The organism is Roseovarius nitratireducens (assembly GCF_002925845.1).
Classification (GTDB): Bacteria; Pseudomonadota; Alphaproteobacteria; order Rhodobacterales; family Rhodobacteraceae; genus Roseovarius; species Roseovarius nitratireducens.
The window spans coordinates 370,277-394,889 of the sequence record NZ_PDNI01000058.1 but is presented as its reverse complement, the minus strand read 5'-3'; the positions used below and the strand labels follow the sequence as shown (position 1 = coordinate 394,889).

Here is a 24,613-nt window from a genome sequence, read left to right as displayed (position 1 = left end):
GAGATCACCATGACAGCACCGTCACGGCGTGAATTTCTCGAGGCCCGCCAGTCGGGCTTGGGCGGCAGCGATATTGCCGCGATCCTCGGTATGTCCCGCTGGGGTACGCCCTACAGCGTCTATCGCTCCAAGGTCGAGCCCATCCCGGACGAGGATACCGAAGAGAAGGAATATCAGTATTGGGGCCAAGTCCTCGAGGATGTGGTGGCCAGGGAATACGCCAAGCGCACCGGCAACAAGGTGCAGCGCGTCAACGTGCAGATGCAGCACCCGGATCACCCGTTCATGCAGGCGAATATCGACCGCGCTGTGATCAACCCCAAGATCGCGGGCAACGTACGCTGGAAGGACGGGCGCCTGACCACCGACCGGGTGTTGGAGTGCAAGACCGCCAACGCATTCGCCGCAGGCGATTGGGGGGACGCCGGCACCGATGATGTGCCGGATTACTACCTGATCCAGTGCCAGTGGTATCTCGGGATCACGCAGGCCGACGTCGCTGATCTTGCCGTCCTGATCGGCGGTTCGGACTTTCGCCAGTTCACCATCGCGCGCAACGACGAGCTCGTCGCAGACCTGCAAGAGGAAGCGGCGTTGTTTTGGAAGCGCGTCGAGGCCCGCGAGCCCCCTGATCCATCGACCGTTGACGACGCCCTGCACCGCTGGCCGCGCCACTTGAACGCGAAGACCGAGATTGTCGGGGTCGAGACCTATGACGCCGCCTGCAACCTGCACACCGTCAAGGAGCAGATGAAGGAGCTCAAGAAGCGCGAAGACGCGCTCAAGCTCGAGATCATGAAGGCTGCGGAAGACGCGGAGGTCCTGACGCACGGCGGGGAGAAGATCGCGACATGGAAGGCGCAGACCGCCGACCGCATCGACGCCAAGGCGCTGCGTGCCGACCACCCTGATCTTGCAGCGCTCTACACCAAAACCACCGAGAGCCGCGTCCTGCGGCTCACCAGCGCCGTCAGCAAGAAGGAGAGCGCACAATGACGCAAACGATGGAGAAGCCCGGCCCCCTCATGGCCATTCCGAAACAAGAGCAGGGTCAGGTGCCGACCGGCGGAATGGCCGACCTCACCCCCAAGACCCTCGACGAAGCGATGCGCTTTGCGGATATTCTCAGCGGGTCCAGCATCATCCCGAAGGACTACCAGGGCAAACCCGGCAACGTCCTCGTCGCGATCCAGTGGGGTTATGAGCTTGGCTTGCCGCCGATGCAGGCCATGCAGAACATCGCCGTGATCAATGGCCGACCCTCGATCTGGGGCGATGCCATGCTGGCACTCGTGCAGGCTTCGGGCAAGTTGGAATACATCAACGAGGACGTGGGCGACGACGGCGCGTCCTGCACGGTCAAGCGCAAGGGGCAGGCCAACAGCGTCACGCGAGAATTTACCCGCGACGACGCACAACAGGCCAGCCTGCTGAACAAGCAGGGGCCGTGGACGCAATATCCCAAACGCATGATGCAGATGCGCGCGCGCGGTTTCGCGCTGCGTGACACTTTCGCGGATGTGCTGCGTGGTGTGGCTATGGCCGAAGAGGCACGGGACATGCCTGACGACATGCGCGACGTCACCCCCGAGGAAGAGGCGCCCAAGGGTGGCAGCAAGGCGTCGTCGGTCGCCAGCAAGGTTGCGAAGAAGCGCGGGCGCGATTCCGGCGCGAAAGACGACGGTGCCCCCTCGCTCTCGATCATGATCAAAAACATGGATGCGGCCAAGACCGAGGCCGCGCTGACCGACGCGGCGAAGGACGCCGGGAAGCTCGCCGGCGGCGACATCGAGAAGGCGCGGAAGCACTACCGCAAGCGCCTCGATGAAATCCGGGCCGCCGCTGGGCACGAAAAGCCCGCTCCGGATATCGACCTGAACAAGGCCGCTGACCTCATCGAAAAGGATCTGGCCGCCACTATGGGCGATGGCGTGGACGAGGTGCTGGACGTCTACAAGGACCAGATGGCCGCGCTCGAGGGGGCCATGCCTGACGTCCACCAGCGGCTTCTCGATCTCGCCGAGAACATCCGCGGGATTGGCGGGGAGGACGATGGGGGCGGCGATGCCTGAACCGGGCACCGAAAAGGGGGCATGGGTTCCGCACGATGGGGGCCCATGCCCCACCCACCTGCTGCGTGAAGGGTTGGTGTATCAGGTCGAATTCGATGCCCGCTGCGGCATTCTGATGACTGACCCCCTCACCACTGATTGCCCCGGCTGGCTCTGGCGCTGGAAGAAGGTGCGTGTCGGCTGGTTCCGCAAGGAATGGAGGCGCGTCTGCGACACGCCCGGCTTCGCCGCCATCGTGCGCTTCCGCCCGATCTACCCCAAGAGCTTCCAGATGCTCGAGCGGATCGCAGAGGCCCCGGACACAGTCCGCATCCCGCGCGAAGTCCCTGCTGAAACCAGTCCCGCGTGATCGGGCGAGAAAGGATCGACACCATGAAGCCACAACTCAAGGCCATGCCTGATGCCGATATCGACACCCATGTCGGCGCGCGCATCCGTGACCGACGCAGGGCGGTCGGTATGACGCAGACCGAGCTTGGCGCGGCTATCGGCGTGAAATTCCAGCAGGTCCAGAAATACGAGACCGGCGCGAACCGCGTGAGCGCGTCGAAGCTCTTTCGGATCGCCGAGGTGCTGGCCTGCGACCTGCACTATTTCTGGAACGGCCTCCCGGCGAAGTATGCTCTCGACGGGGCGCGCGCCGATGATCTGGCCTCCCAAAGCAAGGTCGAGACCGCGATGCTCACCGCGTTCCGCGCCTGCCAGGATGACGTGAAGATCGGCCTCTTGGTGCTGGTGGAGGCGGCGGCAGACAAGGCGGGTGCTGCATGATGTGGCTCGCCATTATCCTCTACCTTCTCCCCATCGCCGCCGGGCTGCGCCATTTCGATCACGAGCGGGACATGGTGCGCGAGGTCATGATGGAGGATGGGCCGTGGCTGCCCGCACTCATTGAGGTTGTGGCCTTTGCCATGCTCCTGCTGTGGCCGATCATCTGCCTTGATGAAATTCTGTCGCGCTCGGAAGGGCACCGCTAATGGATGTGCTGTCACCAGATGAGCGCGCCGCCATTGACGAGGCGGTGAGCGCGGGCCGCGTAGAAGCGGTGCCAGAGAAGCCCACGAAGGAGCGGCGCGGGCGCGAGCCCTGCCCCAAGGTCGCACTCCGTCGCAAGATCGTCGCGCAGGACACGAAGCGCGGAAAGACGCCGCACCAGATCGCGGAGGCCATCGGCGTGAAGGTCCAGACGGTCTACAACGACATCTACGCGGTGGGCCTGAGCCGTGGCGGGCGGAAGCAATCCAAGGGGGACGTGGCCGCCCTTCGCAAAGCAGGAGCCGCCAAGGCCAAGAGCGCGCGCGCGCAGGACCGCCGTCGATTCAAGACCGTGCCGGTGCCGATGGGCGATCCCTCTACCACCGTGGCGGCCGATGCGCGGCGCACGCTGTTTCCGGGCCGCGTGTTCGAGCCCGACCCCGGCGAGCCGCTTCTGAAAGACGGCTGCAACGCTGCAAAGATCGGCGGCGACGTGCTTGTCGGCTGGCTCAAGGGGGCGCGCATCTACACGCTGACGCTCGAGGAACGCGCGACGTGCCCGAGGGCCTGTGCTCATTGGCAATCCTGCTATGGCAACTCCATGCCCCACGCTCGGCGCTGGCGGCACGGCCCCGCGCTGATCGCCCAGCTCGACCAGGAGATCGCGGCCCTCTGCAATCGGCATGAACGCATCCTGATCCGCCTGCATGTCCTGGGGGATTTCTGGTCGGTCGAATACGTCGAGTTCTGGTCCCGCGCGCTTGAGCGTCACCCCAACCTGTTCGTGTTCGGCTTCACCGCCCACAAGCAAGGCACCGAGATCGGGGATTACATCGCCGCGGTGCGCGGGCGGCACCCGGATCGCTTCTGGATGCGGCACAGCGACGTGACCGGCCCGTGGGGAACCTTCACCGTCGATTTCCCGACCGCGCAGAAGCGGATCGGCGATGCCGTGGTCTGCCCCGAGCAGCGCGACGGGATGGAAGGCAGCCCGCGCGGCACCCACTGCGGCAACTGCGGTGTGTGCTGGGCCTCGCCCGTGCCCATCGCATTCGTGACGCATTGAAGGAGGTTCCGATGACTGAGAACAGGAACACCGAAGAAATGAGCAATGATCTATACCTGATCGAGAAGCGCGGCCTCTACTATCGCCCCAATGCGGCGGGCTACACCGGCCTGAAATCACAGGCTGGCAGATACAGTTTCGAGGACGCCGCCGAGCGCGTGGGGCCGAACGGTCCAGACGGCCCGCAGGACGGCATGGGGATGTGGCGAGAGAGCGAAGCCCCAGAATATTCCAGTCGCTGCCCGTGGGACCTGCGCATGAAGGATCATGCCTATCGACAGGGCTACGCGGACGGGAAGGCACAGGGGGCTGGGAAAATCACCGTCACCGCTGAAATGCAGGAGCGTTTCGCGGATTGGTTCCGGCAGAACTATCCCGGCCCGGATACGATTATTCACAAGCCAGACTGGCACGCGCCCAAGATATTCCGCGCGGCCCTTCACTGCATCCCCCAATCCACTCTCGACCTCGCCCTGAGTGATACATGCAGAAACTGCGCCGGAGAGAAGTGGGTTTGCGAAAACCACAGAGACCGCCCGTGGAGCGTCGATGGCTGCGAGTGCGGCGCAGGAGCGCCATGTCCGATCTGTCAATGGGAATATGCGACAGCAGGAACAATAGGATCGGCTGTTTGGCCCGACGAGCTTAGGGCAGAGGCGAACAGAAGACAGGCACGTAACAATACCCGCGCGAGAGCGGATGCCCTCACCTCCGCCCCCGTGACGGTGGGAGAGGCGGCGCGGGTGCTGCTGGACCACACGCCCAATCCTGTTTTCGACAGGCTCAAACCCGTGATGATGGGAGAGCATTACGTCTCCCTCCCTTATTACGATGCTCAGGCAAGGGAGCGCTTTGAGAACATTGCCGTGCCTTGGACCGTGCAAAAGGACATCGTCCGCGCGGCCTTCCACGCGCTGGCAGGGGGTGAGTGATGGCGGGTGAATGCGCCATACACCCCAGCCTTCTCGCGCGCCGGATCGCCACCGAGATACAGGCGGCGCGGATCAACCTGACGTCTGAGGCGACGGCGCACCGGGATGTCCTTGCCGTGATCGAGGCAGCGGGGATCGAATGCCAGTCCGAGGCGCGCCTGAGCGCCAAGGATCGCATCGACATTCTCTGCGGACCGGTCGGGGTAGAGATCAAGGTCGGGCACCCCCGCCGCGCGATATGGAGGCAGTTGGTTCGCTACGCGGCCCTGCCGGAGATCGCGGCCCTCGTTTTGGCGACAGGAACGCCGTGGCCCACCAGCATCAAGGATGTCGAGGGCATACCGCTGTTCGTCGCGGATCTGTCGAGGGGGTGGCTGTGAACGGACGCCTGCACTACGCGAGCGAACGGATCGAGCCGGCATGGGTCGTATCGCGGCTCAAGCCTCATGTTTCCATGCGCTTCAAGGATGTATTCAAGGGGGTTCCCTTTGGCTCGGTTCCGCCATTCGTTCTACGCGATCGACCGTCCACCGCTGCCGATCTCGAGTGGTTCATGCAGCGATACCCGCTGAAAATGGATGGGACCACCAAAGGCCGCCTTTCGACGCAACTGAACGCCTACCGCGACAACCAAGCGCAGATCGAGGCCATCCATTCCGTTGAATACACCCCGCCGCTCCTGGGCGGGTTTCGCGACGGCGAGGCTCCAATGGGGTATCAGTGCCGCGCCGCCGACCTGTTCCGCAAGACCGGTCGCCTTCTGCTGCTCGATGATGTCGGTCTCGGCAAGACCGTCTCCGCGCTGGCGGCGATCTCGGACGGCTGGGGCCTGCCCGCCGCCGTGGTCGTGCAGCCTCACCTCTCCGCACAGTGGGTGGTGCAGTATATCGAGCGGTTCACGCACCTGCGAGCGGTTGAGATCAAGGATCGCAACCCGCGCCCGATGCAGGTCGCCGATATCTATGTCTTCCGCTACTCCAATATCGCCGCCTGGGTGGACATGATCGAGCCGATGGGCTTGCGCACCGTGATCTTCGACGAGATTCAGGAGCTACGCCACGGAGAGGCGACCGAGAAGGGGCGAGCGGCGGCGTCGATCTGCTCAATGGTGGAAAACCGCCTCGGGCTCAGTGCCACGCCGATCTATAATTACGGCTCCGAGATATTCAACGTGGTCGAGTATATCGCGCCCGGCGCTCTCGGCTCATGGCCGGAGTTCATCACCAACTGGTGCGTCTCGCACGGGACGCATTGGATCGTGAAAGACCCAGAGGCGCTTGGCGCATTCCTGCAAGAAGAAGGGATAACCCTTCGCCGCACCAACGATCACGCCGAGGTCGCCGCGACGCTCCCCGGTCTTTCCAAGACGGTAATCGAGGTCGATTGGGATGACGGTGCGGTGCAAACCGACCGTGAGTTGCAGGTGAAGCTGGCGCAGAGAGTCCTGGGCGGGTCGTTCCACGAGCGCGGCATTGCCGCGCGCGAGCTCAACATGCTGATGCGCCACGAGACGGGTGTCGCCAAGGCGCGGTCGGTCGCCGCTTATGTTCGGACCCTCGTCGAGAGCGGCGAGCCGGTTCTGGTCGGTGCGTGGCACCGCGAGGTCTACAACATCCTTCTTGAGCGGCTGGCCGATCTCAATCCGATGATGTTCACGGGTTCGGAGAGTACGGCGGCCAAGAAGAAGGCCAGTCAAGCGTTCATCGAAGGCGATACGAACGTCATGCTCATGTCGCTGCGCTCCGGCGCCGGGATCGACGGCCTGCAAACCCGTGCGGCGCATGTCGTCTACGCCGAACTGGACTGGTCGCCGCAGGTGCATGTGCAATTCACCGGTCGCCTGCACCGGCACGGGCAAACGCGCCCTGTTACGGCCCATTTCCTGCACGTCAACGGCGGCTCCGACCCGGCGATCATGGCGGCGCTCGGCCTCAAGGCGTCGCAAAGCCACGGAATCCTAAACCCCTTTGGTGGCGCCAGCGAAGCGACCCCTGTGAACGAAACCCGGATCAGGCAGTTGGCAAAGTCCATTTTGGGCGAGACCGCAGCAGAAGGAGAAAACTCATGACCAACGTCCCCGCAACCGAAGCAGACAACGACCCGATGCGCCAATTCCGTGACAGGATCACGGCCAAGATACGCGGTGATATCGGCAACCTCATGCCCGACGAAATGCTCCAGAAGCTCGTCTCGGACGCGATCAACGCGGAACTCTACCGTGACACCAACACCCGGCACTTCGGAGGCCCGAAACCGTGGCTGCAAGAGCATGTGCGGGAGGTCATGGGCGGCAAGGTCAAGGAGGCGATCCAGAAGGAACTGGACCGGCGCGAGAAAGAGATGAGGACCATGATCGCGGAGGAAATCCGCACGCGCATCCCCGAAATGATCTCGGAGGTGCTGGTGTCCATGCTTCGCGGCCACACTAGCGGTCTGGAAATAGCCATCCAGAACATGATCATGCGGTGACCACGTCCATGAAGCTCCCCTACGCCCAATCGACCGCCGGTCAGGCCCGCGAGAAGGAAATCCGCGACACCCTACGCGGTGTCGGTGCAACCGCCGTGGGTTTCATGGTGGATGACGATGACGACAAGATCATCGCGCAGTTTCGGCTGCATGGTCGCGAGATCACGATACCGGTGCGTGTCGGTGCCTATGCCGAGGCATGGCTGCGAGAGAACCCACATAGCAGCCGGATGCGCTCGACCGTGGCGCAGCACCGCGCCAAGGCCCGCCAGCAGGCCGAGCGGGCCGCGTGGGCGATATTGGCCGACTGGATCAAGGCGCAGGCCGCAATGATGATGGTCGGCTTCCTCGACACGGACAGCGCGTTCCTGCCGCATATCCATCTGCCAGACGGACGGCGCGTCGGGGACGCGATCACCACCACTGACGGGCCGCTGCGCCTGCCGCCGCCGAAGGGAGAGACGTGATGAGAACCCCCGTCCTTTTCGTGACCGGGCTTGGCCGCTGCGGCACGACGATGGTGATGCAGATGCTACAGGCTGCGGGTGTCCCGTGCGCCGGTACGCATCCGGCCTTCGAGGATATTCCGGTCACACCCTCGGGAGTGGATCACGAATGGCTCGCTCTACAGGCCGGGCGCGCGGTCAAGTGGATTGACCCGACCGTGACGCGCGTTCGCCATCCCAACGGTGCCGCGATCTTTCTGACCCGCGATCCGGTAGAACAGGCAAAGAGCCAGTTGAAGATGATCGGCACACGCAATGACCGCACCGCGCGCCGTGTCATGGCAAAGTCGATCCAGCGCGACACCCGACACGCCCGATCCATAGTTACAAACCTGTTCGGCGCGCATTTCGTGCTGCACCTGCACTACGACAAGATCCTGCGTGACCCGGCCTATGCCGCCGCTCAGACGGCGTATTTCTGCGACATGCTGGGCCTGCCGTTCGGACCATCGGGGGACGCAGCGGCGGTTGTCCATAAGCGAGGCGCAGACTGCGCGCCAGACCTGCGCGCCGAAATCGCCATGCTGCCGAAGGACTAACCCATGCCCGCCGCCCTGCTTGTCCGCGCCAATGATGCCGCCCGGATGCTGGGAATCAGCCGCAGCACGCTCTACGCTCGCGTGCAGGCGGGCCGGTGCCCTGAGCCGATCCGCTGGGAGGGATGCACCGTCTGGCGCGTTCGCGACCTGGAAAACTTTGTCGATCAGCTGGCGGACCAAGTGGCGGACCAGCCGGAAGGGGAAACTCAACAATCCAATAAAAACATGGTGGTTATGGGATAGAAATGGTGCCGCGTGAGGGAATCGAACCCCCGACCTTCGCTTTACAAGAGCGCTGCTCTACCAGCTGAGCTAACGCGGCCACGCACGGCCTCGTCCCTTAAACGCAATCGCCCCGGCGGGCAAGCGGCGCGGGGCCGACGATTGCGGTTTTCCTCGACCGCAAAGCGCCTATACTGCCACGAAATCCCGCGAGAGGCAGAGGAGAGCAATGCAGGTCGTCATCCACGCAGGCGCGCACATGACCGACGAGGACAGGCTGATCGCCTGCCTGCGCGACAATACCGCAACGCTGGCCCCGCGCCGCACCCATGTGCCCGACCCCGAGAGCTATCGCCGCCTGTTGCGCGACGTGATGCACACCGCGCAGAAAACCGCCCTGCCCGAGGATGCGCGCGACAGCGTGCTCGCGGCCACCGGCACGCCCGAGGGCACCGAGCGGCTGGTGCTGGACAATCAAGGCTTCTTTGGCACGCCCAAGATGTCGATCGGCGGCGCGCGGTTCTACCCGGCGGCGGATATGCGGCTCGGTCTTCTCGACCGCATCTTCGCGCCCGACGGGATCGAGCTGTTTTTCGGGTTGCGCAACCCGGCCACGCTCTTGCCCGCGTTGCTGCCCGACACGCCGTTCTCGACGGTGACAGAACTCTTGCGTGGTGACGATCCCACGCATCTGCGCTGGTCCGAGACCATCGCGCGCATCCGCGCCACGCTGCCCGATATTCCCGTCACGGTGTGGTGCAACGAGGACACGCCGCTGATCTGGGCACAGGTGCTGCGCGCGATGGCCGGAACGGACGAGAGCGTGCCGCTCGCGGGCGAGTTCGCGCTCTTGCCCGAGATCATGACAAGGGCCGGCCACCAGCGGTTCACCACCTATATCGACAGCCGCCCCGGTCTCACCGATGCGCAGAAATGCCGCGTGGTGACGGCCTTTCTCGACAAGTTCGCCGACGACGACGCCATCGAGGAAGAGCTCGACGTGCCGGAATGGGACTCGGGCATGATCGAGACGCTGAGCGCGCACTATGACGAGGACGTGGCCGAGATCGCGCGGATGGACGGCGTGCACATGATCATGCCGTGAGGTCGGGGGGGTGATGCCACGTCGCCCCCTCGCCGCCCCCGTCTGGCCCCCCCGGCACGGCGGGGTGCAGGGTGCAATCAGCGGTGCAGCGTCAGGCGCAGGGTGATCCGGTCCTCCAGCGGATGGAACCGCTGTCGGCCAAAGAGCGTCCGCGCCCGCGCATCCTCGCGCCCGGTTTCAACCTCGATCGCGCACAGCCCCGCCGCCGCGAGTGCGCGCGGCAGGCTGCCCAGCACCTCGGTGCCGATGCCGCGCCCGCGCACCGCGCGGCGGATGTGCATCTCGTCGATGCGGGCCGTGAGCCCGCCCGCCGCCAGCGACCAGCCGAACGACAGCGCGACGTAGCCGATGGGCGCGCGCGGCGGTCCGACGAGATAGACCGCGCCGTGGGGGCAGCCCTCGAGGAGCGGCAGGAGGGCGGCGCGCGTCGCCGCCTCGTCGCCCGTGCGGCCCGCCTCGTCATGGCGGGACGCAACCATCGGCAACAGCCGGTCGAGATCGCCGGGCCGGGCCAGCGTCAGCGCCGTCACGGCCGCCCCCGCCGCGCATCCGCGCCGGTGTGCCGGACGCGCGGACCGGTGCCCATGATGATGTCGCGCGCCATGCCTGCCACCCCCGAACCAATGCAGCGCGCACCATGCGGCGGGGGCCGGAAAATGTCCACCGCCCGCGCACCGAATCACGCGGCACGCCGCACCTGCCCGGCGGGTTCGCGCTGCCGCGCGCGGCCTCCGACCGGGCGCGGGCCGGGGTCGGGCAGGAATTTTTCCACCTTATCCGCCTGTTGACCGTGGCTTTCTGTTTGGGTTTCGCGGCAATCTGTCTATAGTCGGTCGAAACGCGAGGACCAACCACACACAAATCCCGGGGGGGACACCGATGATCCGATCGGAACTCATCCAGAAGATCGCCGACGACAACCCGCATCTCTATCACCGCGATGTCGAGAAGATCGTGAACACCATCTTCAACGAGATCACCGACGCGCTTGCCAACGGCAACCGGGTCGAGCTGCGCGGCTTCGGGGCCTTCTCGGTCAAGAAGCGCGACGCGCGAATCGGGCGCAACCCGCGCACCGGCGAGAGCGTCGAGGTCGAGGAGAAGCACGTTCCTTTCTTCAAGACCGGCAAGCTCTTGCGCGACCGGCTCAACGGCAAGTAACCCATGCGCTATATCCGCTACGCCTGCATCGCCCTATTCGCCCTTGCGCTGGTGCTGATCGCGCTGGCCAATCGCGGCATGGTCACGCTCCGGGTGCTGCCCGACGAGCTGTCGGGCTTTGCCGCGCTCAACCCGACCTATGATCTGCCGCTCTTCGTGGTGATCTTTGGCGGGATTCTCTCGGGGCTGATCCTCGGCTTCATCTGGGAATGGATCCGCGAGGCGGGCGAGCGGGCCGCCGCTGCCCGGCAGGCGCGCGAACTGGCCAGCCTGCGCGCCGAGGTGGCCCGGCTCAAGAAGAAGGACACGCGCGAGCACGACGAGGTTCTCGCCCTTCTCGACGAGGCAGGCTGAACGCCCATGTCCCGTGACGTCCGCGTGAAGATTTGCGGCCTCACCGAGGCGCGCGACGTGGCCGCCGCCGTCGAGGCGGGCGCGGCCTATGTGGGATTTGTCTTTTTCGAGAAATCGCCGCGCCATGTCAGCGTCGAGGCGGCGCGTGCGCTGGCCCTCGAAGTGCCGCCGGGCGTGGCCAAGGTGGCGCTGACGGTCGATGCCGACGACGCCGCGCTCGACGCGCTGTGCGCACGGGTGCCCCTGGACATGCTGCAACTGCACGGGGCCGAGAGCCCGGCGCGCGTGAGCGAGGTCAAGGCCCGCTACGGTCTGCCGGTGATGAAGGCCATCGGCATCGCCGAGGCCGCCGACCTCGACCAGATCGACCGATATGCCGGCGTGGCCGACCAGTTGCTGATCGACGCCAAGCCGCCGCCGGGCGCCAGCCGCCCGGGCGGCAACGCCCTGGCCTTTGACTGGGGGCTGATCGAGGGGCGCGACTGGCCCCTGCCGTGGCTGCTGGCGGGCGGGCTGACGCCCGAAACCGTCGCCGATGCCGTCGCGCGCACCGGCGCGCGGCAGATCGACGTGTCGTCGGGGGTCGAGGTCTCTCCGGGCCGCAAGGACCCGGCGCTCATCCGTGCCTTCATCGCGGCTGCACGGGGTTCGGACGCCTGAAAGCCGCAATTCACGCAACAAATGCAAAGAAACAGCCCCCTTTGGCGACATTTTATCCGCAGGATCGGGTTGACGCCCCCTGCCCCCGGACCTAATGTCGCCGCCACGCAGCAAAGGAGTCGCCGCAGCATGGCAGCGCTTGTGGACATCGTAGGCAAATGGCGCATGGGCCGGTAACGGAGACCATATCGGCACCCCATGCGCCCCCGCCATGCGACCGGGGGCTTTTTTATGCGAGAACGGAAATGACGTCAGATACGGAGCACGAGAGCAGATGACACGTCAGATGACCGGAGCGAAAATGGTGGTCCAGGCCCTCAGGGATCAGGGCGTGGATGTCGTATTCGGCTATCCCGGCGGGGCGGTGCTGCCGATCTATGACGAGATTTTCCAGCAGAACGACATCCGCCACATCCTCGTGCGGCACGAACAGGGCGCGGTGCACGCCGCCGAAGGGTACGCACGCTCTACCGGGCGGCCCGGTGTCGTGCTCGTCACCTCGGGCCCCGGCGCGACCAATGCCGTCACCGGCATCACCGACGCGCTGATGGATTCCATCCCGATCGTCGTGCTGACCGGACAGGTGCCCACCTTCATGATCGGCAACGACGCCTTCCAGGAGGCCGACACCGTGGGCATCACGCGCCCCTGCACCAAGCACAACTGGCTGGTGTCGGACACGGGGAAACTGTCGGACACCATCCACCAGGCGTTTCACGTCGCCACTTCGGGGCGGCCCGGGCCGGTGCTGGTCGACATACCCAAGGACGTGCAGTTCGCCTCTGCCGAGTATACCCCGCCGCAAAAGGCGCGCACGCATCACTACCAGCCGCAGGTCAAGGGTGACATCGAGGGCATCACCGACCTGGTCGCGGCCATCGAGAAGGCGAAGCGCCCGATCTTCTACACCGGTGGCGGCGTCATCAACTCTGGCCCCGCGGCCAGCCAGCTCTTGCGCGAGCTGGTCGAGGCCACCGGCATTCCCGTCACCTCCACGCTGATGGGGCTCGGGGCCTACCCGGCCAGCGGCAAGCACTGGCTGGGGATGCTGGGGATGCACGGGCTCTACGAGGCCAACATGGCGATGCATGGCTGCGACCTGATGATCAATATCGGTGCGCGGTTCGACGACCGGATCACCGGGCGGCTGGACGCGTTCAGCCCCGACAGCATCAAGGCGCATATCGACATCGACCCATCCTCGATCAACAAGGTGATCAAGACCGACATCCCCATCGTCGGCGACATCGCCCATGTGCTGGAGGACGTGCTCAAGGTCTGGAAGTCGCGCGGCCGCAAGGTCAACGCCGAGGCAATCGCCAAGTGGCGCGAGAAGATCGCCGAGTGGCGGCGCGTCGATTGCCTGAAATTTACCCAGAACGGCCCCACCATCAAGCCGCAATATGCGCTGGAACGGCTGGAGGCGCTGACCAAGGGGTATGACCGCTATATCTGCACCGAGGTGGGCCAGCACCAGATGTGGGCGGCGCAATACCTGGGCTTCGAGGATCCCAACCGCTGGATGACCTCCGGCGGGCTTGGCACGATGGGCTACGGTTTCCCGGCGTCCATCGGTGTGCAGATGGCGCATCCCGAGGCACTGGTGATCAACGTCGCGGGCGAGGCGTCGTGGCTGATGAACATGCAGGAGATGGGCACCGCGGTGCAATATCGCCTGCCGGTCAAGCAATTCATCCTCAACAACGAGCGGCTGGGCATGGTGCGGCAATGGCAGGAATTGCTGCATGGCGAGCGCTATTCGTCGTCGTGGTCCGAGGCGCTGCCGGATTTCGTGAAACTGGCCGAGGCGTTCGGGGCCAAGGGCATCATCTGCAAGGATCCCGCCGACCTGGACGACGCGATCATGGAGATGCTCGATTACGACGGGCCGGTGATCTTCGACTGCGTGGTCGAGAAGCACGAGAACTGCTTTCCGATGATCCCGAGCGGAGAGCCGCACAACAAGATGCTGCTGGGCGAGGCCAGCACGAAGGACGCAATCAAGGAAGGCGGCGCGGTGCTGGTGTGATCCCGTTTTCTTTAAAAGAAAACGGCCCGGAATTTTTTGAAAATTCCGGCACGGAACCGCCTCAACAAGGATTAGACCAATGTCAGCCCTGAAGATCAAGAAAGGCTCGTCCAAGCATTCCGCCTACAACCTGAGGCCGCAATTCTCGGACGTGCAGGAGACCCATACCCTCGCCGTGATCGTCGATAACGAGCCCGGCGTGCTGGCGCGCGTGATCGGCCTGTTCTCGGGGCGGGGCTACAACATCGACAGCCTGACCGTGGCCGAGGTGGACCATACCGGGCACACCAGCCGCATCACCATCGTCACCACCGGCACGCCGCAGGTGATCGAGCAGATCAAGGCGCAGCTTGGCCGCATCGTGCCGGTGCACGAGGTGCATGACCTCACCGTCGAGGGGCCGAGCGTCGAGCGCGAGCTGGCGCTGTTGAAGGTCGAGGGCGAGGGCGACAAGCGGGTCGAGGCGCTGCGGCTGGCGGATATCTTTCGCGCCAACGCGGTGGACAGCACGCTTACCAGCTTCGTCTTCGAGATCACCGGCGCGCCGGAGAAGATCGACGCTTTCGCCGATCTGATGCGGCCCCTCGGCCTTGTCGAGATGGCGCGGACCGGTGTGGCGGCGATGTCGCGGGGGCTCTGAGCGCGCGGGATCAGCCCGCCGCTTCGCGCGCAAGCTGTCGCGGCAGGTCCGCATGCGCCCCGCGCGCCACGATCCGCAACGCCCGCGCGCGGCGCAGACCCGGCTCCGCACTCACGCCCACGTGGACGAGATCGCCGGTGCAGACCGGGACCGGGGCCGCCTCTTCGCTGCCCGCCTCGTACCAGGCGAGATCGCCGTGATCCTCGCACCAGATCAACGCACGCCCCTCTGCCCCGTCACACCACAAGATCAGTCCCAGCATATCTTCCCTCTTCCGGCATAGCGCCACTATTCCCGGTATGGTTGCACAGGGCGCGGATCACGCGAAATGCAAGTCTTGGTGAACAGGCCTGGGTGCCCGCCATGTCGCCTTGAGGAAACTCAGGTCGCAAGCGGGTGCGCCGTGCGTGGCCTTTCCGGGCTATCGTGCCTCTCATGACGCATAACGGGAGAGACGACATGAGCCAGCCGCTGACCGATCTTGGCCAGGTGCGCGCGAGCGTGGAGGCCGCCCGCGGTCTGCCCAACGCCCATTACACCGACCCCGCAGTGTTTGCGGAAGAGCGGCAGGCGCTCTTGTTCTCGCAATGGGCGGGGCTTGCCGTGGCCGCGGACGTGCCCGAGCCGGGCGATGCGAAACCGCTGGAGTTTCTCGGGGTGCCGCTGCTGCTGATCCGCGACAAGGAGGGCACGGTGCGCGTGTTCGAGAACATCTGCCGCCATCGCGGCATGATCCTCGTCGAAGAACCGCGCCGCATCGAGGGCGCGATCCGCTGCCCCTACCATTCGTGGTGCTACTCGACCAAGGGCAACCTCGTCTCGACCCCGCATGTCGGCGGGCCGGGGCACAACACCCACGACGCCATCCGCCGCGACGAGCTTGGCCTCAACGAGGTGCGCAGCCATATCTGGCGCGACATCGTCTGGATCAACGTCTCGGGCGATGCCGCGCCGTTCGAAGAGGCGATGTCAGACCTCATTACCCGCTGGTCGGAGTTTGACCTGCCGCTCTACCACGGCGGCCATGACAGCCGCTTCACGCTGGAGGTGGCGACCAACTGGAAACTCGCGGTCGAGAATTACTGCGAGAGCTATCACCTGCCCTGGGTGCATCCCGGCCTCAACAGTTATTCGCGGCTGGAGGATCACTACCACATCGAGAAGCGCGGCGAGTATTCCGGGCAGGGCACGATGGTCTATCGCCAGATCACCAACGAAACGGGCGAGAAATTCCCCGATTTCGAGGATGTCGGCGCGAAGTGGAACGAGCAGGCCGAGTATATCGCGGCCTATCCCAACGTCCTGCTCGGTGTGCACCGCGACCATGCCTTCGCCATCATCCTCGAGCCCAAGGGGCCGGAGCGCACGGTCGAGCATATCCACCTCTACTACGCCACGCCCGCCGCCGAAGAGGGCCTAAAGATGCGCAACACCCAGCTTTGGAAGACGGTGTTCGAGGAGGACATCTTTGTCGTCGAGGGGATGCAGCGGGGCCGCCACGCGGCGCGGTTCGACGGCGGGCGGTTCTCGCCGGTGATGGACAGTCCCACCCATTGCTTTCACGACTGGGTGGCCGGCAAGATCGAGACCCACCGCGCGCTGTCGAGGGCGGCGGAGTGAAACGACTCGAAGCGGCGATCCTCGCGGCGCACGCGGCCGACGACCGGCGGGCGCTGGCGCGGCTATACGCGCGGGCCGCCGACCGGCTGAACGATCTCGACGCGGCGTGTTTCTTTCTCACCCACGCCTATGTCTTCGCGCTGGAGACCGGCGCGCCCGAGGCGGGAAAGCTGCACGCCCGGCTCAAGGCGCATGGCCGCGAGGCGTGACGGCGCGGCAACGCAGGCAGAACCTCAGAGCGTCTCGGCCTGCACGCGGTGCCAGCCGTGCATACGGGCGCGGAACCATGTGCGCTGGCGCTTGGCGTATTGGCGGGTGGCGGTGATCGCGGCCTCGCGGGCTGCATCGAGCGTCATCTCGCCGCGCAGGTGAGCGATGAGTTCCGGCGCCCCGATGGCCTGCGCGGCGGGGCGTGCGGCGTCCCACCCCGCCAGGTTGGCGCGCGCCTCGTCGAGCGCGCCCGCGTCGAGCATCGCGTCGAAGCGGCGGGTGATGCGCGGGCTGAGCCAGTCCTTCGGTGCCTCGACGAGGATCGGCGTGGCGCGCGCCAGCGGCAGGAGCGGCGGCGGCGTGGCGTCCTGCCAGGCCGCCAGCCCGCGCCCGGTGGCGGCCTGCACCTCCCATGCGCGCTGCACGCGGCGGGGATTGGCGGTGTCGATGCGCGCGCGGGTTTCCGGGTCGAGCGTGTCGACAAGCGCGGCCACGCCCGCCTCGCGCAGCAGCCGGTCACCCTCGGCGCGGATGTCCGGCGGGGTCGCGGAGATGTCCGCCAACCCCTCGGTCAGCGCCGAGAAATAGAGCCCGGTGCCGCCCGTGATGATCGGGCGCGCACCCGCCGTCAGCAGCGGGGCCACCTCGCGCAGCCAGTGGCCGGCGGAATAGTCCTGCTCCGGTGCGACATGGCCATAGAGCCGGTGGGGCGCCTGCGCCTCTTCCTCCGGCGAGGGACGCGCCGAGAGGATACGCCAGTTGGCATAGACCTGGAGCGCGTCGGCGTTGACGATCACGCCGCCCTGCGCGCGCGCGATCGCGAGCGCCAGCGCGGATTTTCCGCTGGCGGTGGGCCCGGCGATGAGCACCGGGCGCGATGGGTCTATCGTCTCGATCTGCATGACGTGACGGGCCTAGCGCGGATCGCCGGGTTTGGCGAGGGGTGGTGCGTCCGGGACAGGAGGGCAGCGCCTGCCTGGGCGGGCGCTTGGGGGTGACGGGGCCAGCGGCGATGCGGCCACGCAATGCGGACCGTTGCACCCGGTGGTAACGCTTGAAGCGCCTGCCGGGGGGCAGGCAGGCGCTGCCCGGCGGTGCCGCCGGGCGGTAGATACTGGCGAGGCCCCACATCGACCCCGCCGTTTCCGCGATTGCACCTTCCCGGTATTTGCGACATTTTGCGCGCAATTCAAAAGAGCAGCCGTGGAGAGCCCCGATGACCCCCCCTGACACGAGCAAAGCCAAGTTTAACCGCGTGATGCTCAAGATATCGGGCGAGGCGCTGATGGGGGACCAAGGCTACGGGCTGCACCCGCCGACGGTCGAGCGCATCGCGCAGGAGGTCAAGAGCGTCCACGACATGGGCGTGGAAATCTGCATGGTGATCGGCGGCGGCAATATCTTCCGCGGGCTGCAAGGGTCCGCGCAAGGGATGGAGCGGACCACCGCCGATTACATGGGGATGCTGGCCACGGTGATGAACGCGCTCGCCATGCAGAGCGCGCTGGAGAAACTGGGCGCGTATTGCCGGGTCATCAGCGCCATTCGCATGGACGAGGTGGCCGAGCCCTATATCCGCCGCCGCGCCGTGCGCCACCTGGAGAAAAAGCGCATCTGCATCTTTGCCGCCGGGACCGGAAATCCCTATTTCACCACCGACACCGCCGCCACCCTGCGCGCCAACGAGATGGCCTGCGAGGCGATTCTCAAGGGCACCAAGGTGGACGGCGTCTATGACAAGGATCCGGTCAAGCACGCCGATGCGCGCCGCTTCGAGCGGATCACCTATGACGAGGTGCTGGCACAGCACCTTGGCGTGATGGATGCCAGCGCGATTGCGCTCGCGCGCGACAACAACCTGCCGATCATCGTCTTCTCGCTCGACGAGCCCGGCGGATTTCGCGGCATCCTCTCGGGCGAGGGCACCTATACAACCGTGCACGCGTGAGGTTAAACAGGGGAGACGCGCATCCCCGACAAGGACATGGGAACGACTATGGCGGACGAAATCGAAATCGACCTGGATGATCTAGAGCGGCGGATGACCGGCGCGATGGCCTCTCTGCGGACCGAGTTTGCATCGCTCCGGACGGGGCGGGCCTCGGCCTCGATGCTGGAGCCTGTGCAGGTCGAGGCCTATGGCCAGATGACCCCGATCAACCAGGTGGGCACCGTGAACGTGCCCGAGCCGCGGATGGTCACGATCAATGTCTGGGACAAGAGCCTCGTGAACAAGGTGGAAAAGGCGATCCGCGAGAGCGGGCTGGGTATCAACCCGCAGACCAACGGCCCGATCATCATGCTGCCCATCCCCGAACTGAACGAGGAGCGCCGCAAGGAATTGACCAAGGTCGCCTCGCAATACGCCGAGCACGCCCGCGTCGCCGTGCGCAACGTGCGCCGCGACGGCATGGACCAGATCAAGAAGGCCAAGGCCGAAGGCATGTCCGAGGACGACCAGAAATTCTGGGAAAACGCGGTGCAGGAGCTGACGGACAGTTTCGTCAAGCAAGTGGACGACGCGCTCGAACACAAACAAGCCGAGATCATGCAGGTCTGATGCGGCAGGAGACGCGCATGGCAAAGAGCAAGCCCCGCGACACCGGGGCCGGGCCGCGCCATGTGGCGATCATCATGGACGGCAACGGCCGCTGGGCGCAGAGCCGTGGCCGCCCGCGGCTGTTCGGCCATCATGCGGGCGCGCGGCGGGTGCGCGAGATCGTCGCCGCCTGCCCCGATCTTGGCGTCGAGTACCTGACGATATTCGCCTTCTCCACCGAGAACTGGAAGCGCACGCAGACCGAGGTGGCCGGGCTGATGAGCCTGTTTCGCCGCTACATCATCAAGGAAATGCAGGAATTCGTGCGCGAGGATGTGCGCGTGCGCTTCATCGGCGACCGCTACCGGCTGGAGCCGGGGCTGCGCGCGCTGATGGAAGAGACCGAGGAGATGACCGCCCATTGCACGCGGCTCAACCTCACCATCGCGATCAATTACGGCGGCCGCGACGAGGTGGCGCGCGCCATGCGCCGGCTGGCGCGCGACGTGGCCGAGGGGCGGCTCGATCCCGATACGGTCGATGAACAGACGCTGCCGCGCTACCTCGACACCCGCGTGCTGCCCGATCCCGACCTCGTGATCCGCACCTCCGGCGAGGCGCGCATCTCGAATTTCCTGCTGTGGCAATCGGCCTATGCGGAGTACGAGTTCATCGACACGCTGTGGCCGGATTTCACCCGCGATATCTTTACCGGGGTGCTGGCGCAATACGGCGCGCGTTCTCGTCGCTTCGGCGCGGTGCGCGCATGAGCGCGGATGCGCGCTGGTCCGACCTGGCGCCGCGCGTGGCCTCTGGCGTGGCGATGGCCGCGGTGGGCCTCGGGGCGATCTGGGCGGGCGGCGTGGTGTTTGCCGCGCTGGCGGTCGCATTGGGCGGGTTGATGACATGGGAGGCGGCCCGGCTCTATGCCTCGACCGCGCCGACGCGCGCGGGCCTCACCGGCGCGGCGGCGCTGGCGCTGGCGCTGTGGCTGCCGGGGATATTCGTGCTGCCGCTCGTCGTGGCGGCGGTGCTGGTCAATGCCGAGACTGTGCCGCGCGCACGCGGCCCCTTTGCCGCGCTGGCGCTGGCGGCGTTGCTCGGGGCGTGGGTGCTGGGCGAGCTGCGCGCCGGGGAGGCAGGGCTCACCTGGGTGCTGTGGCTGGCGGTGGTGGTGATCGTGTCGGACGTGGCGGGCTATTTCGCGGGCAAGGCGCTGGGCGGGCCGAAATTCTGGCCGCGCATCAGCCCCAAGAAGACGTGGTCGGGCACGGCCGCCGGCTGGCTCGGGGCGGCAGCGGTTGGTGCCGTCTTTGCTGCCCCTACGGGCGCGGGCGTGGTGCTGATCCCGGTTTCGGTGCTGGTGGGCATGGCCGGGCAGCTGGGCGATGTCGCCGAAAGCGCGGTCAAGCGGATGCAGGGGGTCAAGGATTCCTCGAACCTCATCCCCGGGCATGGCGGGGTGCTCGACCGGTTCGACGCCATGCTGGGCGCGGCGCTGGCCCTCGGGCTCATGCGCGCCGCCGGGCTGGTGTGAGCGGCGATGCGACGGGTGAGCATCCTCGGGGCGACCGGCTCTGTCGGGCAGAGCACGCTCGACCTGATCCGGCGCGACCGCGACGCCTATCGGGTGGTGGCGCTGACCGCGGGTGCGAACGTGGCGCAACTGGCCGCCGACGCGCGCGAGCTGGGCGCGGAGGTGGCGGTCACGGCGGATGAGGGCCGGCTGGGTGAGTTGCGCGCGGCGCTGGCGGGATCGGGGGTCGAGGCGGCGGCGGGGCGCGCGGCGCTGATCGAGGCGGCGGCACGGCCCGCCGACTGGGTGATGTCGGCGATCGTTGGCGCGGCAGGGTTGGAGCCCGGGCTCAGGGCGCTGGAGACCGGCGCGACGCTGGCGCTGGCGAACAAGGAATCGCTGGTCACCGCAGGGCCGCTGGTTATGGCGGCGGCGCGGGCCTCGGGGGCGCGCATCCTGCCGGTGGACAGCGAGCATTCGGCGATTTTCCAGGCGCTTGTGGGCGAGGATATCGGCACGGTCAGCCGCGTCATCATCACCGCCTCGGGCGGCGCGTTGCGCGACTGGCCGGCGGAGCGGCTGGCGCGGGCGACGGTGGCCGAGGCCTCGACCCATCCCAACTGGGACATGGGGCAGCGCATCACCATCGATTCGGCGTCGATGTTCAACAAGGCGCTGGAGATGATCGAGGCGCGCGAATTCTTTGGCCTCGATCCGGCGCAGATCGAGGTGCTGATCCATCCGCAATCGCTGATGCACGCGCTGGTGGGGTTCAACGATGGCGCGCTGATGGCCCATGTCGGGCCGCCGGACATGCGCCACGCCATCGGCTACGCGCTCAACTGGCCCGAGCGGCGGGCGCTGCCGGTGGCCGCGCTGGACCTTGCCGCCGAGGGCGTGCTGGAATTTCGCGCCCCCGACGAGGCACGCGCCCCGGCGCTGCGACTGGCGCGGGCAGTGATGGCCGAAGGCGGCCTTGCCGGGGCCATCTTCAACGCCGCCAAGGAGCGCGCGCTCGACCATTTCATCGCCGGGCACATCGGATTCATGGCAATGGCGCCGCTGGTCGAGGAGGTGCTGGAACGGATGCTAGCCACCCCCGAGGCGCAGGGCGTGGCACGCGGCGACGATCTGACCCTTGATCGGGTGGCCGGGATGGACCATCTGGCAAGGCAGTGCGCCGACGCCGTGGCGACGGAAATCACAAGACGGGGATAGGCTTTGGACCTGAGTATACTTCTGCCGCAATTCGGCAGCCTTTTCATAACGATACTGGCCTTTGTCGTGGCGCTTTCGATCATCGTGGCGGTGCATGAATACGGCCATTACATCGTCGGACGCTGGTCGGGGATCAAGGCCGACGTGTTCTCGCTCGGCTTTGGCCCGGTACTTTTTTCACGGGTGGACCGGCACGGCACCCGCTGGCAGGTGGCGGCCCTGCCCTTTGGCGGCTACGTCAAATTCATGGGGGATTCGGATGCCGCGAGCGGCAAGGACGGCGCGGCGATAACGGACATGCCCCCCGAACGCCTGCGACAGACCATGCACGGTGCGCCACTCTGGGCGCGCACGGCGACCGTGGCGGCGGGGCCGGTGTTCAACTTCATCCTGTCGATCCTCGTCTTCACGGCGGTGATGATGGGCGGGGGCAAGACCGCCGATCCGCTGACCGTGGGCGAGATGAAGCCGCTGCCGGTGGCGGAGGTCGGGCTGCGCCCGGGTGACGAGATCCTGTCGGTCGCGGGGCAGGCCCTGCCCGACCCCGATGCCGACGCGGCCTATGACGATTTCCTTGACGCGCTGCCGCGCGAGGCACGGCTGGAATACGAGGTGCGGCGCGAGGGCGCGCGCCTGACCGTGACCGGCCCGCACCTGATGCCGCCGCTGGTGGGCGGCCTGTCGCCGCAATCGGCGGCGTTCGATGCAGGGCTCGAGGCGGGCGACGTGATCACCGCGGTGAATGGCGAACCGGTCGTGTCGTTTTCTGAACTCAAGGATATCGTCGAAGGCTCGGACGGGGCGGCGCTGGCGCTGGACGTCTGGCGCGGGGGCGAGACGCTACAGCTCACGCTGGTGCCGCGCCGCACGGACGAGCCACAGGCGGAGGGCGGTTTCCGCACCGAGTGGCGCATCGGCGTGGCGGGCTCGATGGCGTTTGAACCCGCGACAGAGGCGCTCGGACCCGTCGAGGCGCTGGGCGGGGCCGTCGGGCAGACCTGGATGATCGTGGAAAGCTCGGTCTCGGGGCTGTATCACATGATCACCGGCGCGATCAGTTCGTGCAACATGTCCGGCCCCATCGGTATTGCACAGGTTTCGGGCGCGATGGCGAGCCAGGGCGCGGAGAGCTTCATCTGGTTCGTCGCGGTGCTGTCGACGGCGGTGGGGCTGTTGAACCTGTTTCCCGTGCCGGTGCTCGATGGCGGGCACCTCGCGTTTTACGCCTACGAGGCCGTCGTCGGCCGCCCGCCGAGCGAGCGCGCATTGCGGATAATGATGAGCGTGGGGTTGACGCTGATCCTGTCGCTGATGCTGTTCGCGGTGTTCAACGATCTCTTCTGCCCTTGACCGGGCGCGCCGACGGGACCGGCGACGGCTGGAGTAATTTTGCCAGGAACAAGCGAGGGACTGTTGTCAGTGCCGCTTTGCCGGTATCCTTGTGACAACGAGACCGGGGACCGGCGGATGAGCAGTTTTTCAAGGTTTGGACTGGCCGTGCTGGTCGCGCTGTGCCTTGGCGGCACGGCGCAGGCTGAGGGCGCGGGATTCACCGGGCTTGCGCGGCTTGATGCGGCCGACAGCCGGATCGTGGCCGACGGCCCCGGCGTTTCGCTGCGGCTGGCGTTGTCGCAGGGGGTGCCGTGGCGGGTATTCACGCTCGACGGGCCGCCGCGCCTGGTGCTCGATTTCCGCGAGGTGGACTGGCGCGGCGCGGGCGCCACCGGGCTGGTGGCGACCGACCGGGTGCGCGGCCTGCGCATGGGGCAGATACGGCCGGGCTGGTCGCGGATGGTGGTTGACCTCGCTGGCCCCTACCCGCTCGACAAGGCGGGGCTCGATGTCGAGCCCGAGAGCGGGCGCGCGGAATTGCGCGTGCGGCTGGGGCGCGGCGCGCCCGAGCGTTTTGCCGCCGCGTCGGGCGTGCCCGACAGCCCCGGCTGGGATGTGGCCCCACCCGCCGACACCGCGCCGCCCCCGCCGCGTGATCCCAATGGGCCGCTGCGGGTGATGATCGACCCGGGACATGGCGGGATCGATCCGGGCGCCGAGGAGGGCGGGCTGACCGAGAAGGCGCTGATGCTGGTGCTGGCGCGCGAGTTGCGCGAGGCGCTGTTGCGCGCGGGCGGGTTCGAGGTGTTTCTCACCCGTGACACCGACATGTTCGTGAGCCTGGAGCGACGCGTGGCGCTGGCGCACGACGCGGCGGCGGACGTGTTCATCTCGTTGCATGCCGATGCGCTGACGGATGCGCGGGCGCGGGGCGCGTCGGTCTATACCCTGTCCGATTCCGCCTCGGACGAGGCGAGCGCGGCCTTGGCCGAGCGCCACGACCGGGCGGACCTGTTGGCGGGCGTCGACCTGAGCGACAGCGACGACGTGGTCGCGGGCGTGCTGCTGGATCTCGCGCGGCAGGAGACGCAGCCACGCGCCGAGGCGCTGGCCAACACGCTGCTGAAGGTGTTTCGCAGCGAGGGTATCCCGGTGCTGGGCCGACCGCTGCGCCATGCCGGGTTCTCGGTGCTCAAGGCCGCCGACATCCCCTCGGTGCTGGTCGAGACCGGGTTCCTGTCGGATGCGCGGGACCGGCGCAACCTGAGCGACCCGGACTGGCGCGCGGGGCTGGTGACGGCGTTGCGCACGGGGCTGGCGCGGTGGCATGCGCAAGACCGGGCGCGGGCCGGGCTGGTGCGGCAATGAGCGCGCGCGCGAAATCCCGCCCCCGCAGCCCGGCTTTGGTTTTGACCGGGGCGCCCATCATGCCTATATCGGGCGCAACC

At 66.6% G+C, this 24,613-nt stretch carries 31 protein-coding genes and 1 tRNA gene; 28 read left to right on the top strand and 4 right to left on the bottom strand.

Going from position 1 to position 24,613, the window contains the following annotated elements:
* The first annotated feature begins 9 nt into the window (after nt 1–9).
* From CRJ03_RS11990 to CRJ03_RS11935, 13 genes are all read left to right on the top strand, one after another.
* Nucleotides 10–996: a YqaJ viral recombinase family nuclease gene (locus CRJ03_RS11990; protein WP_104019088.1), complete on the top strand. Its 987-nt coding sequence runs from the start codon at nt 10–12 to the stop codon at nt 994–996.
* Nucleotides 993–2,072 (top strand): recombinase family protein, encoded by a 1,080-nt coding sequence (locus CRJ03_RS11985; protein WP_104019087.1) that lies wholly within the window; start codon nt 993–995, stop codon nt 2,070–2,072. The genes CRJ03_RS11990 and CRJ03_RS11985 overlap by 4 nt, the downstream gene beginning before the upstream one ends.
* A gap of 115 nt (nt 2,073–2,187) precedes the next feature.
* Complete coding sequence (locus CRJ03_RS19695) at nt 2,188–2,421, top strand: hypothetical protein (RefSeq protein ID WP_129590274.1); 234 nt, start codon at nt 2,188–2,190, stop codon at nt 2,419–2,421.
* A gap of 23 nt (nt 2,422–2,444) precedes the next feature.
* Nucleotides 2,445–2,843, top strand: coding sequence for a helix-turn-helix domain-containing protein (locus CRJ03_RS11975; protein WP_240611654.1), 399 nt, complete (start codon nt 2,445–2,447; stop codon nt 2,841–2,843).
* Entirely contained in the window at nt 2,840–3,049 is a 210-nt protein-coding gene (locus CRJ03_RS11970) for a hypothetical protein (RefSeq protein WP_104019085.1), read from the top strand. Before CRJ03_RS11975 ends, CRJ03_RS11970 begins: the two co-directional genes overlap by 4 nt.
* Complete coding sequence (locus CRJ03_RS11965) at nt 3,049–4,113, top strand: hypothetical protein (protein WP_104019084.1); 1,065 nt, start codon at nt 3,049–3,051, stop codon at nt 4,111–4,113. The genes CRJ03_RS11970 and CRJ03_RS11965 overlap by 1 nt, the downstream gene beginning before the upstream one ends.
* A gap of 11 nt (nt 4,114–4,124) precedes the next feature.
* Nucleotides 4,125–5,045, top strand: coding sequence for a hypothetical protein (locus CRJ03_RS11960; RefSeq protein ID WP_104019083.1), 921 nt, complete (start codon nt 4,125–4,127; stop codon nt 5,043–5,045).
* Nucleotides 5,045–5,425, top strand: a complete 381-nt coding sequence (locus CRJ03_RS19905; RefSeq protein WP_165375301.1) for a hypothetical protein — start codon at nt 5,045–5,047, stop codon at nt 5,423–5,425. Before CRJ03_RS11960 ends, CRJ03_RS19905 begins: the two co-directional genes overlap by 1 nt.
* A gap of 194 nt (nt 5,426–5,619) precedes the next feature.
* Complete coding sequence (locus CRJ03_RS11955) at nt 5,620–7,113, top strand: SNF2-related protein (RefSeq protein WP_206018357.1); 1,494 nt, start codon at nt 5,620–5,622, stop codon at nt 7,111–7,113.
* A complete protein-coding gene (locus tag CRJ03_RS11950) occupies nt 7,110–7,514 on the top strand; it encodes a hypothetical protein (RefSeq protein ID WP_104019081.1) in 405 nt (134 codons plus the stop codon). Before CRJ03_RS11955 ends, CRJ03_RS11950 begins: the two co-directional genes overlap by 4 nt.
* An 8-nt stretch (nt 7,515–7,522) precedes the next feature.
* The gene (locus CRJ03_RS11945; protein ID WP_104019080.1) at nt 7,523–7,981 is read left to right on the top strand and encodes a hypothetical protein; all 459 of its coding nucleotides are present in this window, start codon (nt 7,523–7,525) and stop codon (nt 7,979–7,981) included.
* Nucleotides 7,981–8,559, top strand: a complete 579-nt coding sequence (locus CRJ03_RS11940; RefSeq protein WP_104019079.1) for a sulfotransferase family protein — start codon at nt 7,981–7,983, stop codon at nt 8,557–8,559. The genes CRJ03_RS11945 and CRJ03_RS11940 overlap by 1 nt, the downstream gene beginning before the upstream one ends.
* Nucleotides 8,560–8,562: 3 nt before the next feature.
* On the top strand, nt 8,563–8,802 hold the full coding sequence (locus CRJ03_RS11935) for a helix-turn-helix transcriptional regulator (RefSeq protein WP_104019078.1): 240 nt from the start codon (nt 8,563–8,565) through the stop codon (nt 8,800–8,802).
* Between the two features lie 3 nt (nt 8,803–8,805).
* On the opposite strand, the gene CRJ03_RS11930 is transcribed toward CRJ03_RS11935, so the two are convergent.
* Nucleotides 8,806–8,881, bottom strand: a tRNA-Thr gene (locus CRJ03_RS11930).
* Nucleotides 8,882–9,010: 129 nt separating this feature from the next.
* Here CRJ03_RS11930 and CRJ03_RS11925 point away from each other — a divergent pair.
* A complete protein-coding gene (locus CRJ03_RS11925) occupies nt 9,011–9,886 on the top strand; it encodes a hypothetical protein (RefSeq protein ID WP_104019077.1) in 876 nt (291 codons plus the stop codon).
* A 77-nt stretch (nt 9,887–9,963) separates the two neighbouring features.
* On the opposite strand, the gene CRJ03_RS11920 is transcribed toward CRJ03_RS11925, so the two are convergent.
* The gene (locus CRJ03_RS11920) at nt 9,964–10,416 is read right to left on the bottom strand and encodes a GNAT family N-acetyltransferase (protein ID WP_240611653.1); all 453 of its coding nucleotides are present in this window, start codon (nt 10,414–10,416) and stop codon (nt 9,964–9,966) included.
* A gap of 349 nt (nt 10,417–10,765) precedes the next feature.
* On the opposite strand from CRJ03_RS11920, the gene ihfB reads away from it, so the two are divergent.
* From ihfB to ilvN, 5 genes are all read left to right on the top strand, one after another.
* Nucleotides 10,766–11,047: an integration host factor subunit beta gene (gene ihfB, locus CRJ03_RS11910; protein WP_104019075.1), complete on the top strand. Its 282-nt coding sequence runs from the start codon at nt 10,766–10,768 to the stop codon at nt 11,045–11,047.
* 3 nt (nt 11,048–11,050) lie between these two features.
* Complete coding sequence (locus tag CRJ03_RS11905) at nt 11,051–11,401, top strand: lipopolysaccharide assembly protein LapA domain-containing protein (RefSeq protein ID WP_104019074.1); 351 nt, start codon at nt 11,051–11,053, stop codon at nt 11,399–11,401.
* A gap of 6 nt (nt 11,402–11,407) precedes the next feature.
* The gene (locus tag CRJ03_RS11900; protein WP_104019073.1) at nt 11,408–12,061 is read left to right on the top strand and encodes a phosphoribosylanthranilate isomerase; all 654 of its coding nucleotides are present in this window, start codon (nt 11,408–11,410) and stop codon (nt 12,059–12,061) included.
* A 274-nt stretch (nt 12,062–12,335) separates the two neighbouring features.
* Nucleotides 12,336–14,090 carry an acetolactate synthase 3 large subunit gene (locus CRJ03_RS11895; RefSeq protein ID WP_104019072.1) on the top strand — a complete coding sequence of 585 codons (1,755 nt, stop codon included), beginning with the start codon at nt 12,336–12,338 and terminating at the stop codon, nt 14,088–14,090.
* A 79-nt stretch (nt 14,091–14,169) separates the two neighbouring features.
* Complete coding sequence (gene ilvN, locus CRJ03_RS11890) at nt 14,170–14,730, top strand: acetolactate synthase small subunit (protein ID WP_104019071.1); 561 nt, start codon at nt 14,170–14,172, stop codon at nt 14,728–14,730.
* A gap of 10 nt (nt 14,731–14,740) precedes the next feature.
* Here ilvN and CRJ03_RS11885 read toward each other — a convergent pair whose 3' ends face one another.
* Nucleotides 14,741–14,992 carry a hypothetical protein gene (locus CRJ03_RS11885; protein ID WP_104019070.1) on the bottom strand — a complete coding sequence of 84 codons (252 nt, stop codon included), beginning with the start codon at nt 14,990–14,992 and terminating at the stop codon, nt 14,741–14,743.
* Nucleotides 14,993–15,189: 197 nt separating this feature from the next.
* Between CRJ03_RS11885 and CRJ03_RS11880 the strand changes: the two genes are divergently transcribed.
* Both CRJ03_RS11880 and CRJ03_RS11875 read left to right on the top strand, forming a co-directional pair.
* Complete coding sequence (locus CRJ03_RS11880) at nt 15,190–16,350, top strand: aromatic ring-hydroxylating oxygenase subunit alpha (protein WP_104019069.1); 1,161 nt, start codon at nt 15,190–15,192, stop codon at nt 16,348–16,350.
* On the top strand, nt 16,347–16,559 hold the full coding sequence (locus tag CRJ03_RS11875; protein WP_104019068.1) for a hypothetical protein: 213 nt from the start codon (nt 16,347–16,349) through the stop codon (nt 16,557–16,559). The genes CRJ03_RS11880 and CRJ03_RS11875 overlap by 4 nt, the downstream gene beginning before the upstream one ends.
* Nucleotides 16,560–16,583: 24 nt before the next feature.
* Here the strand turns inward: CRJ03_RS11875 and miaA are convergent, their stop codons facing one another.
* Nucleotides 16,584–17,462, bottom strand: coding sequence for a tRNA (adenosine(37)-N6)-dimethylallyltransferase MiaA (gene miaA / locus CRJ03_RS11870; protein ID WP_104019067.1), 879 nt, complete (start codon nt 17,460–17,462; stop codon nt 16,584–16,586).
* A gap of 314 nt (nt 17,463–17,776) precedes the next feature.
* On the opposite strand from miaA, the gene pyrH reads away from it, so the two are divergent.
* The 7 genes from pyrH (at nt 17,777) to CRJ03_RS11835 (ending at nt 24,533) form a co-directional block, all read left to right on the top strand.
* Nucleotides 17,777–18,508, top strand: coding sequence for a UMP kinase (pyrH, locus tag CRJ03_RS11865; protein WP_104019066.1), 732 nt, complete (start codon nt 17,777–17,779; stop codon nt 18,506–18,508).
* Nucleotides 18,509–18,556: 48 nt separating this feature from the next.
* Nucleotides 18,557–19,120, top strand: a complete 564-nt coding sequence (gene frr / locus CRJ03_RS11860; RefSeq protein ID WP_104019065.1) for a ribosome recycling factor — start codon at nt 18,557–18,559, stop codon at nt 19,118–19,120.
* Between the two features lie 17 nt (nt 19,121–19,137).
* Entirely contained in the window at nt 19,138–19,869 is a 732-nt protein-coding gene (uppS, locus tag CRJ03_RS11855) for a polyprenyl diphosphate synthase (RefSeq protein ID WP_104019064.1), read from the top strand.
* Nucleotides 19,866–20,636 carry a phosphatidate cytidylyltransferase gene (locus CRJ03_RS11850; RefSeq protein ID WP_104019063.1) on the top strand — a complete coding sequence of 257 codons (771 nt, stop codon included), beginning with the start codon at nt 19,866–19,868 and terminating at the stop codon, nt 20,634–20,636. The genes uppS and CRJ03_RS11850 overlap by 4 nt, the downstream gene beginning before the upstream one ends.
* 6 nt (nt 20,637–20,642) lie before the next feature.
* Complete coding sequence (dxr, locus tag CRJ03_RS11845) at nt 20,643–21,833, top strand: 1-deoxy-D-xylulose-5-phosphate reductoisomerase (protein WP_104019062.1); 1,191 nt, start codon at nt 20,643–20,645, stop codon at nt 21,831–21,833.
* 3 nt (nt 21,834–21,836) lie between these two features.
* Nucleotides 21,837–23,183, top strand: a complete 1,347-nt coding sequence (gene rseP, locus CRJ03_RS11840; RefSeq protein WP_104019061.1) for an RIP metalloprotease RseP — start codon at nt 21,837–21,839, stop codon at nt 23,181–23,183.
* Nucleotides 23,184–23,300: 117 nt separating this feature from the next.
* Complete coding sequence (locus CRJ03_RS11835) at nt 23,301–24,533, top strand: N-acetylmuramoyl-L-alanine amidase (RefSeq protein ID WP_104019060.1); 1,233 nt, start codon at nt 23,301–23,303, stop codon at nt 24,531–24,533.
* Nucleotides 24,534–24,613 lie beyond the last annotated feature (80 nt).

Coding starts and splice junctions, on each gene's coding strand:
- CRJ03_RS11925 (WP_104019077.1), top strand. CDS start 9,011: ATGCAGGTCGTCATCCACGCAGGCGCGCACATGACCGACGAGGACAGG.
- CRJ03_RS11950 (WP_104019081.1), top strand. CDS start 7,110: ATGACCAACGTCCCCGCAACCGAAGCAGACAACGACCCGATGCGCCAA.
- miaA (WP_104019067.1), bottom strand. CDS start 17,462: ATGCAGATCGAGACGATAGACCCATCGCGCCCGGTGCTCATCGCCGGG.
- CRJ03_RS11940 (WP_104019079.1), top strand. CDS start 7,981: ATGAGAACCCCCGTCCTTTTCGTGACCGGGCTTGGCCGCTGCGGCACG.
- CRJ03_RS19695 (WP_129590274.1), top strand. CDS start 2,188: ATGACTGACCCCCTCACCACTGATTGCCCCGGCTGGCTCTGGCGCTGG.
- CRJ03_RS11985 (WP_104019087.1), top strand. CDS start 993: ATGACGCAAACGATGGAGAAGCCCGGCCCCCTCATGGCCATTCCGAAA.
- CRJ03_RS11935 (WP_104019078.1), top strand. CDS start 8,563: ATGCCCGCCGCCCTGCTTGTCCGCGCCAATGATGCCGCCCGGATGCTG.
- CRJ03_RS19905 (WP_165375301.1), top strand. CDS start 5,045: ATGGCGGGTGAATGCGCCATACACCCCAGCCTTCTCGCGCGCCGGATC.
- ihfB (WP_104019075.1), top strand. CDS start 10,766: ATGATCCGATCGGAACTCATCCAGAAGATCGCCGACGACAACCCGCAT.
- ilvN (WP_104019071.1), top strand. CDS start 14,170: ATGTCAGCCCTGAAGATCAAGAAAGGCTCGTCCAAGCATTCCGCCTAC.
- CRJ03_RS11955 (WP_206018357.1), top strand. CDS start 5,620: ATGGATGGGACCACCAAAGGCCGCCTTTCGACGCAACTGAACGCCTAC.
- CRJ03_RS11970 (WP_104019085.1), top strand. CDS start 2,840: ATGATGTGGCTCGCCATTATCCTCTACCTTCTCCCCATCGCCGCCGGG.
- CRJ03_RS11835 (WP_104019060.1), top strand. CDS start 23,301: ATGAGCAGTTTTTCAAGGTTTGGACTGGCCGTGCTGGTCGCGCTGTGC.
- CRJ03_RS11945 (WP_104019080.1), top strand. CDS start 7,523: ATGAAGCTCCCCTACGCCCAATCGACCGCCGGTCAGGCCCGCGAGAAG.
- CRJ03_RS11880 (WP_104019069.1), top strand. CDS start 15,190: ATGAGCCAGCCGCTGACCGATCTTGGCCAGGTGCGCGCGAGCGTGGAG.
- CRJ03_RS11895 (WP_104019072.1), top strand. CDS start 12,336: ATGACACGTCAGATGACCGGAGCGAAAATGGTGGTCCAGGCCCTCAGG.
- CRJ03_RS11900 (WP_104019073.1), top strand. CDS start 11,408: ATGTCCCGTGACGTCCGCGTGAAGATTTGCGGCCTCACCGAGGCGCGC.
- CRJ03_RS11905 (WP_104019074.1), top strand. CDS start 11,051: ATGCGCTATATCCGCTACGCCTGCATCGCCCTATTCGCCCTTGCGCTG.
- CRJ03_RS11990 (WP_104019088.1), top strand. CDS start 10: ATGACAGCACCGTCACGGCGTGAATTTCTCGAGGCCCGCCAGTCGGGC.
- CRJ03_RS11850 (WP_104019063.1), top strand. CDS start 19,866: ATGAGCGCGGATGCGCGCTGGTCCGACCTGGCGCCGCGCGTGGCCTCT.
- CRJ03_RS11965 (WP_104019084.1), top strand. CDS start 3,049: ATGGATGTGCTGTCACCAGATGAGCGCGCCGCCATTGACGAGGCGGTG.
- dxr (WP_104019062.1), top strand. CDS start 20,643: ATGCGACGGGTGAGCATCCTCGGGGCGACCGGCTCTGTCGGGCAGAGC.
- uppS (WP_104019064.1), top strand. CDS start 19,138: ATGGCAAAGAGCAAGCCCCGCGACACCGGGGCCGGGCCGCGCCATGTG.
- frr (WP_104019065.1), top strand. CDS start 18,557: ATGGCGGACGAAATCGAAATCGACCTGGATGATCTAGAGCGGCGGATG.
- pyrH (WP_104019066.1), top strand. CDS start 17,777: ATGACCCCCCCTGACACGAGCAAAGCCAAGTTTAACCGCGTGATGCTC.
- CRJ03_RS11885 (WP_104019070.1), bottom strand. CDS start 14,992: ATGCTGGGACTGATCTTGTGGTGTGACGGGGCAGAGGGGCGTGCGTTG.
- CRJ03_RS11960 (WP_104019083.1), top strand. CDS start 4,125: ATGACTGAGAACAGGAACACCGAAGAAATGAGCAATGATCTATACCTG.
- CRJ03_RS11975 (WP_240611654.1), top strand. CDS start 2,445: ATGAAGCCACAACTCAAGGCCATGCCTGATGCCGATATCGACACCCAT.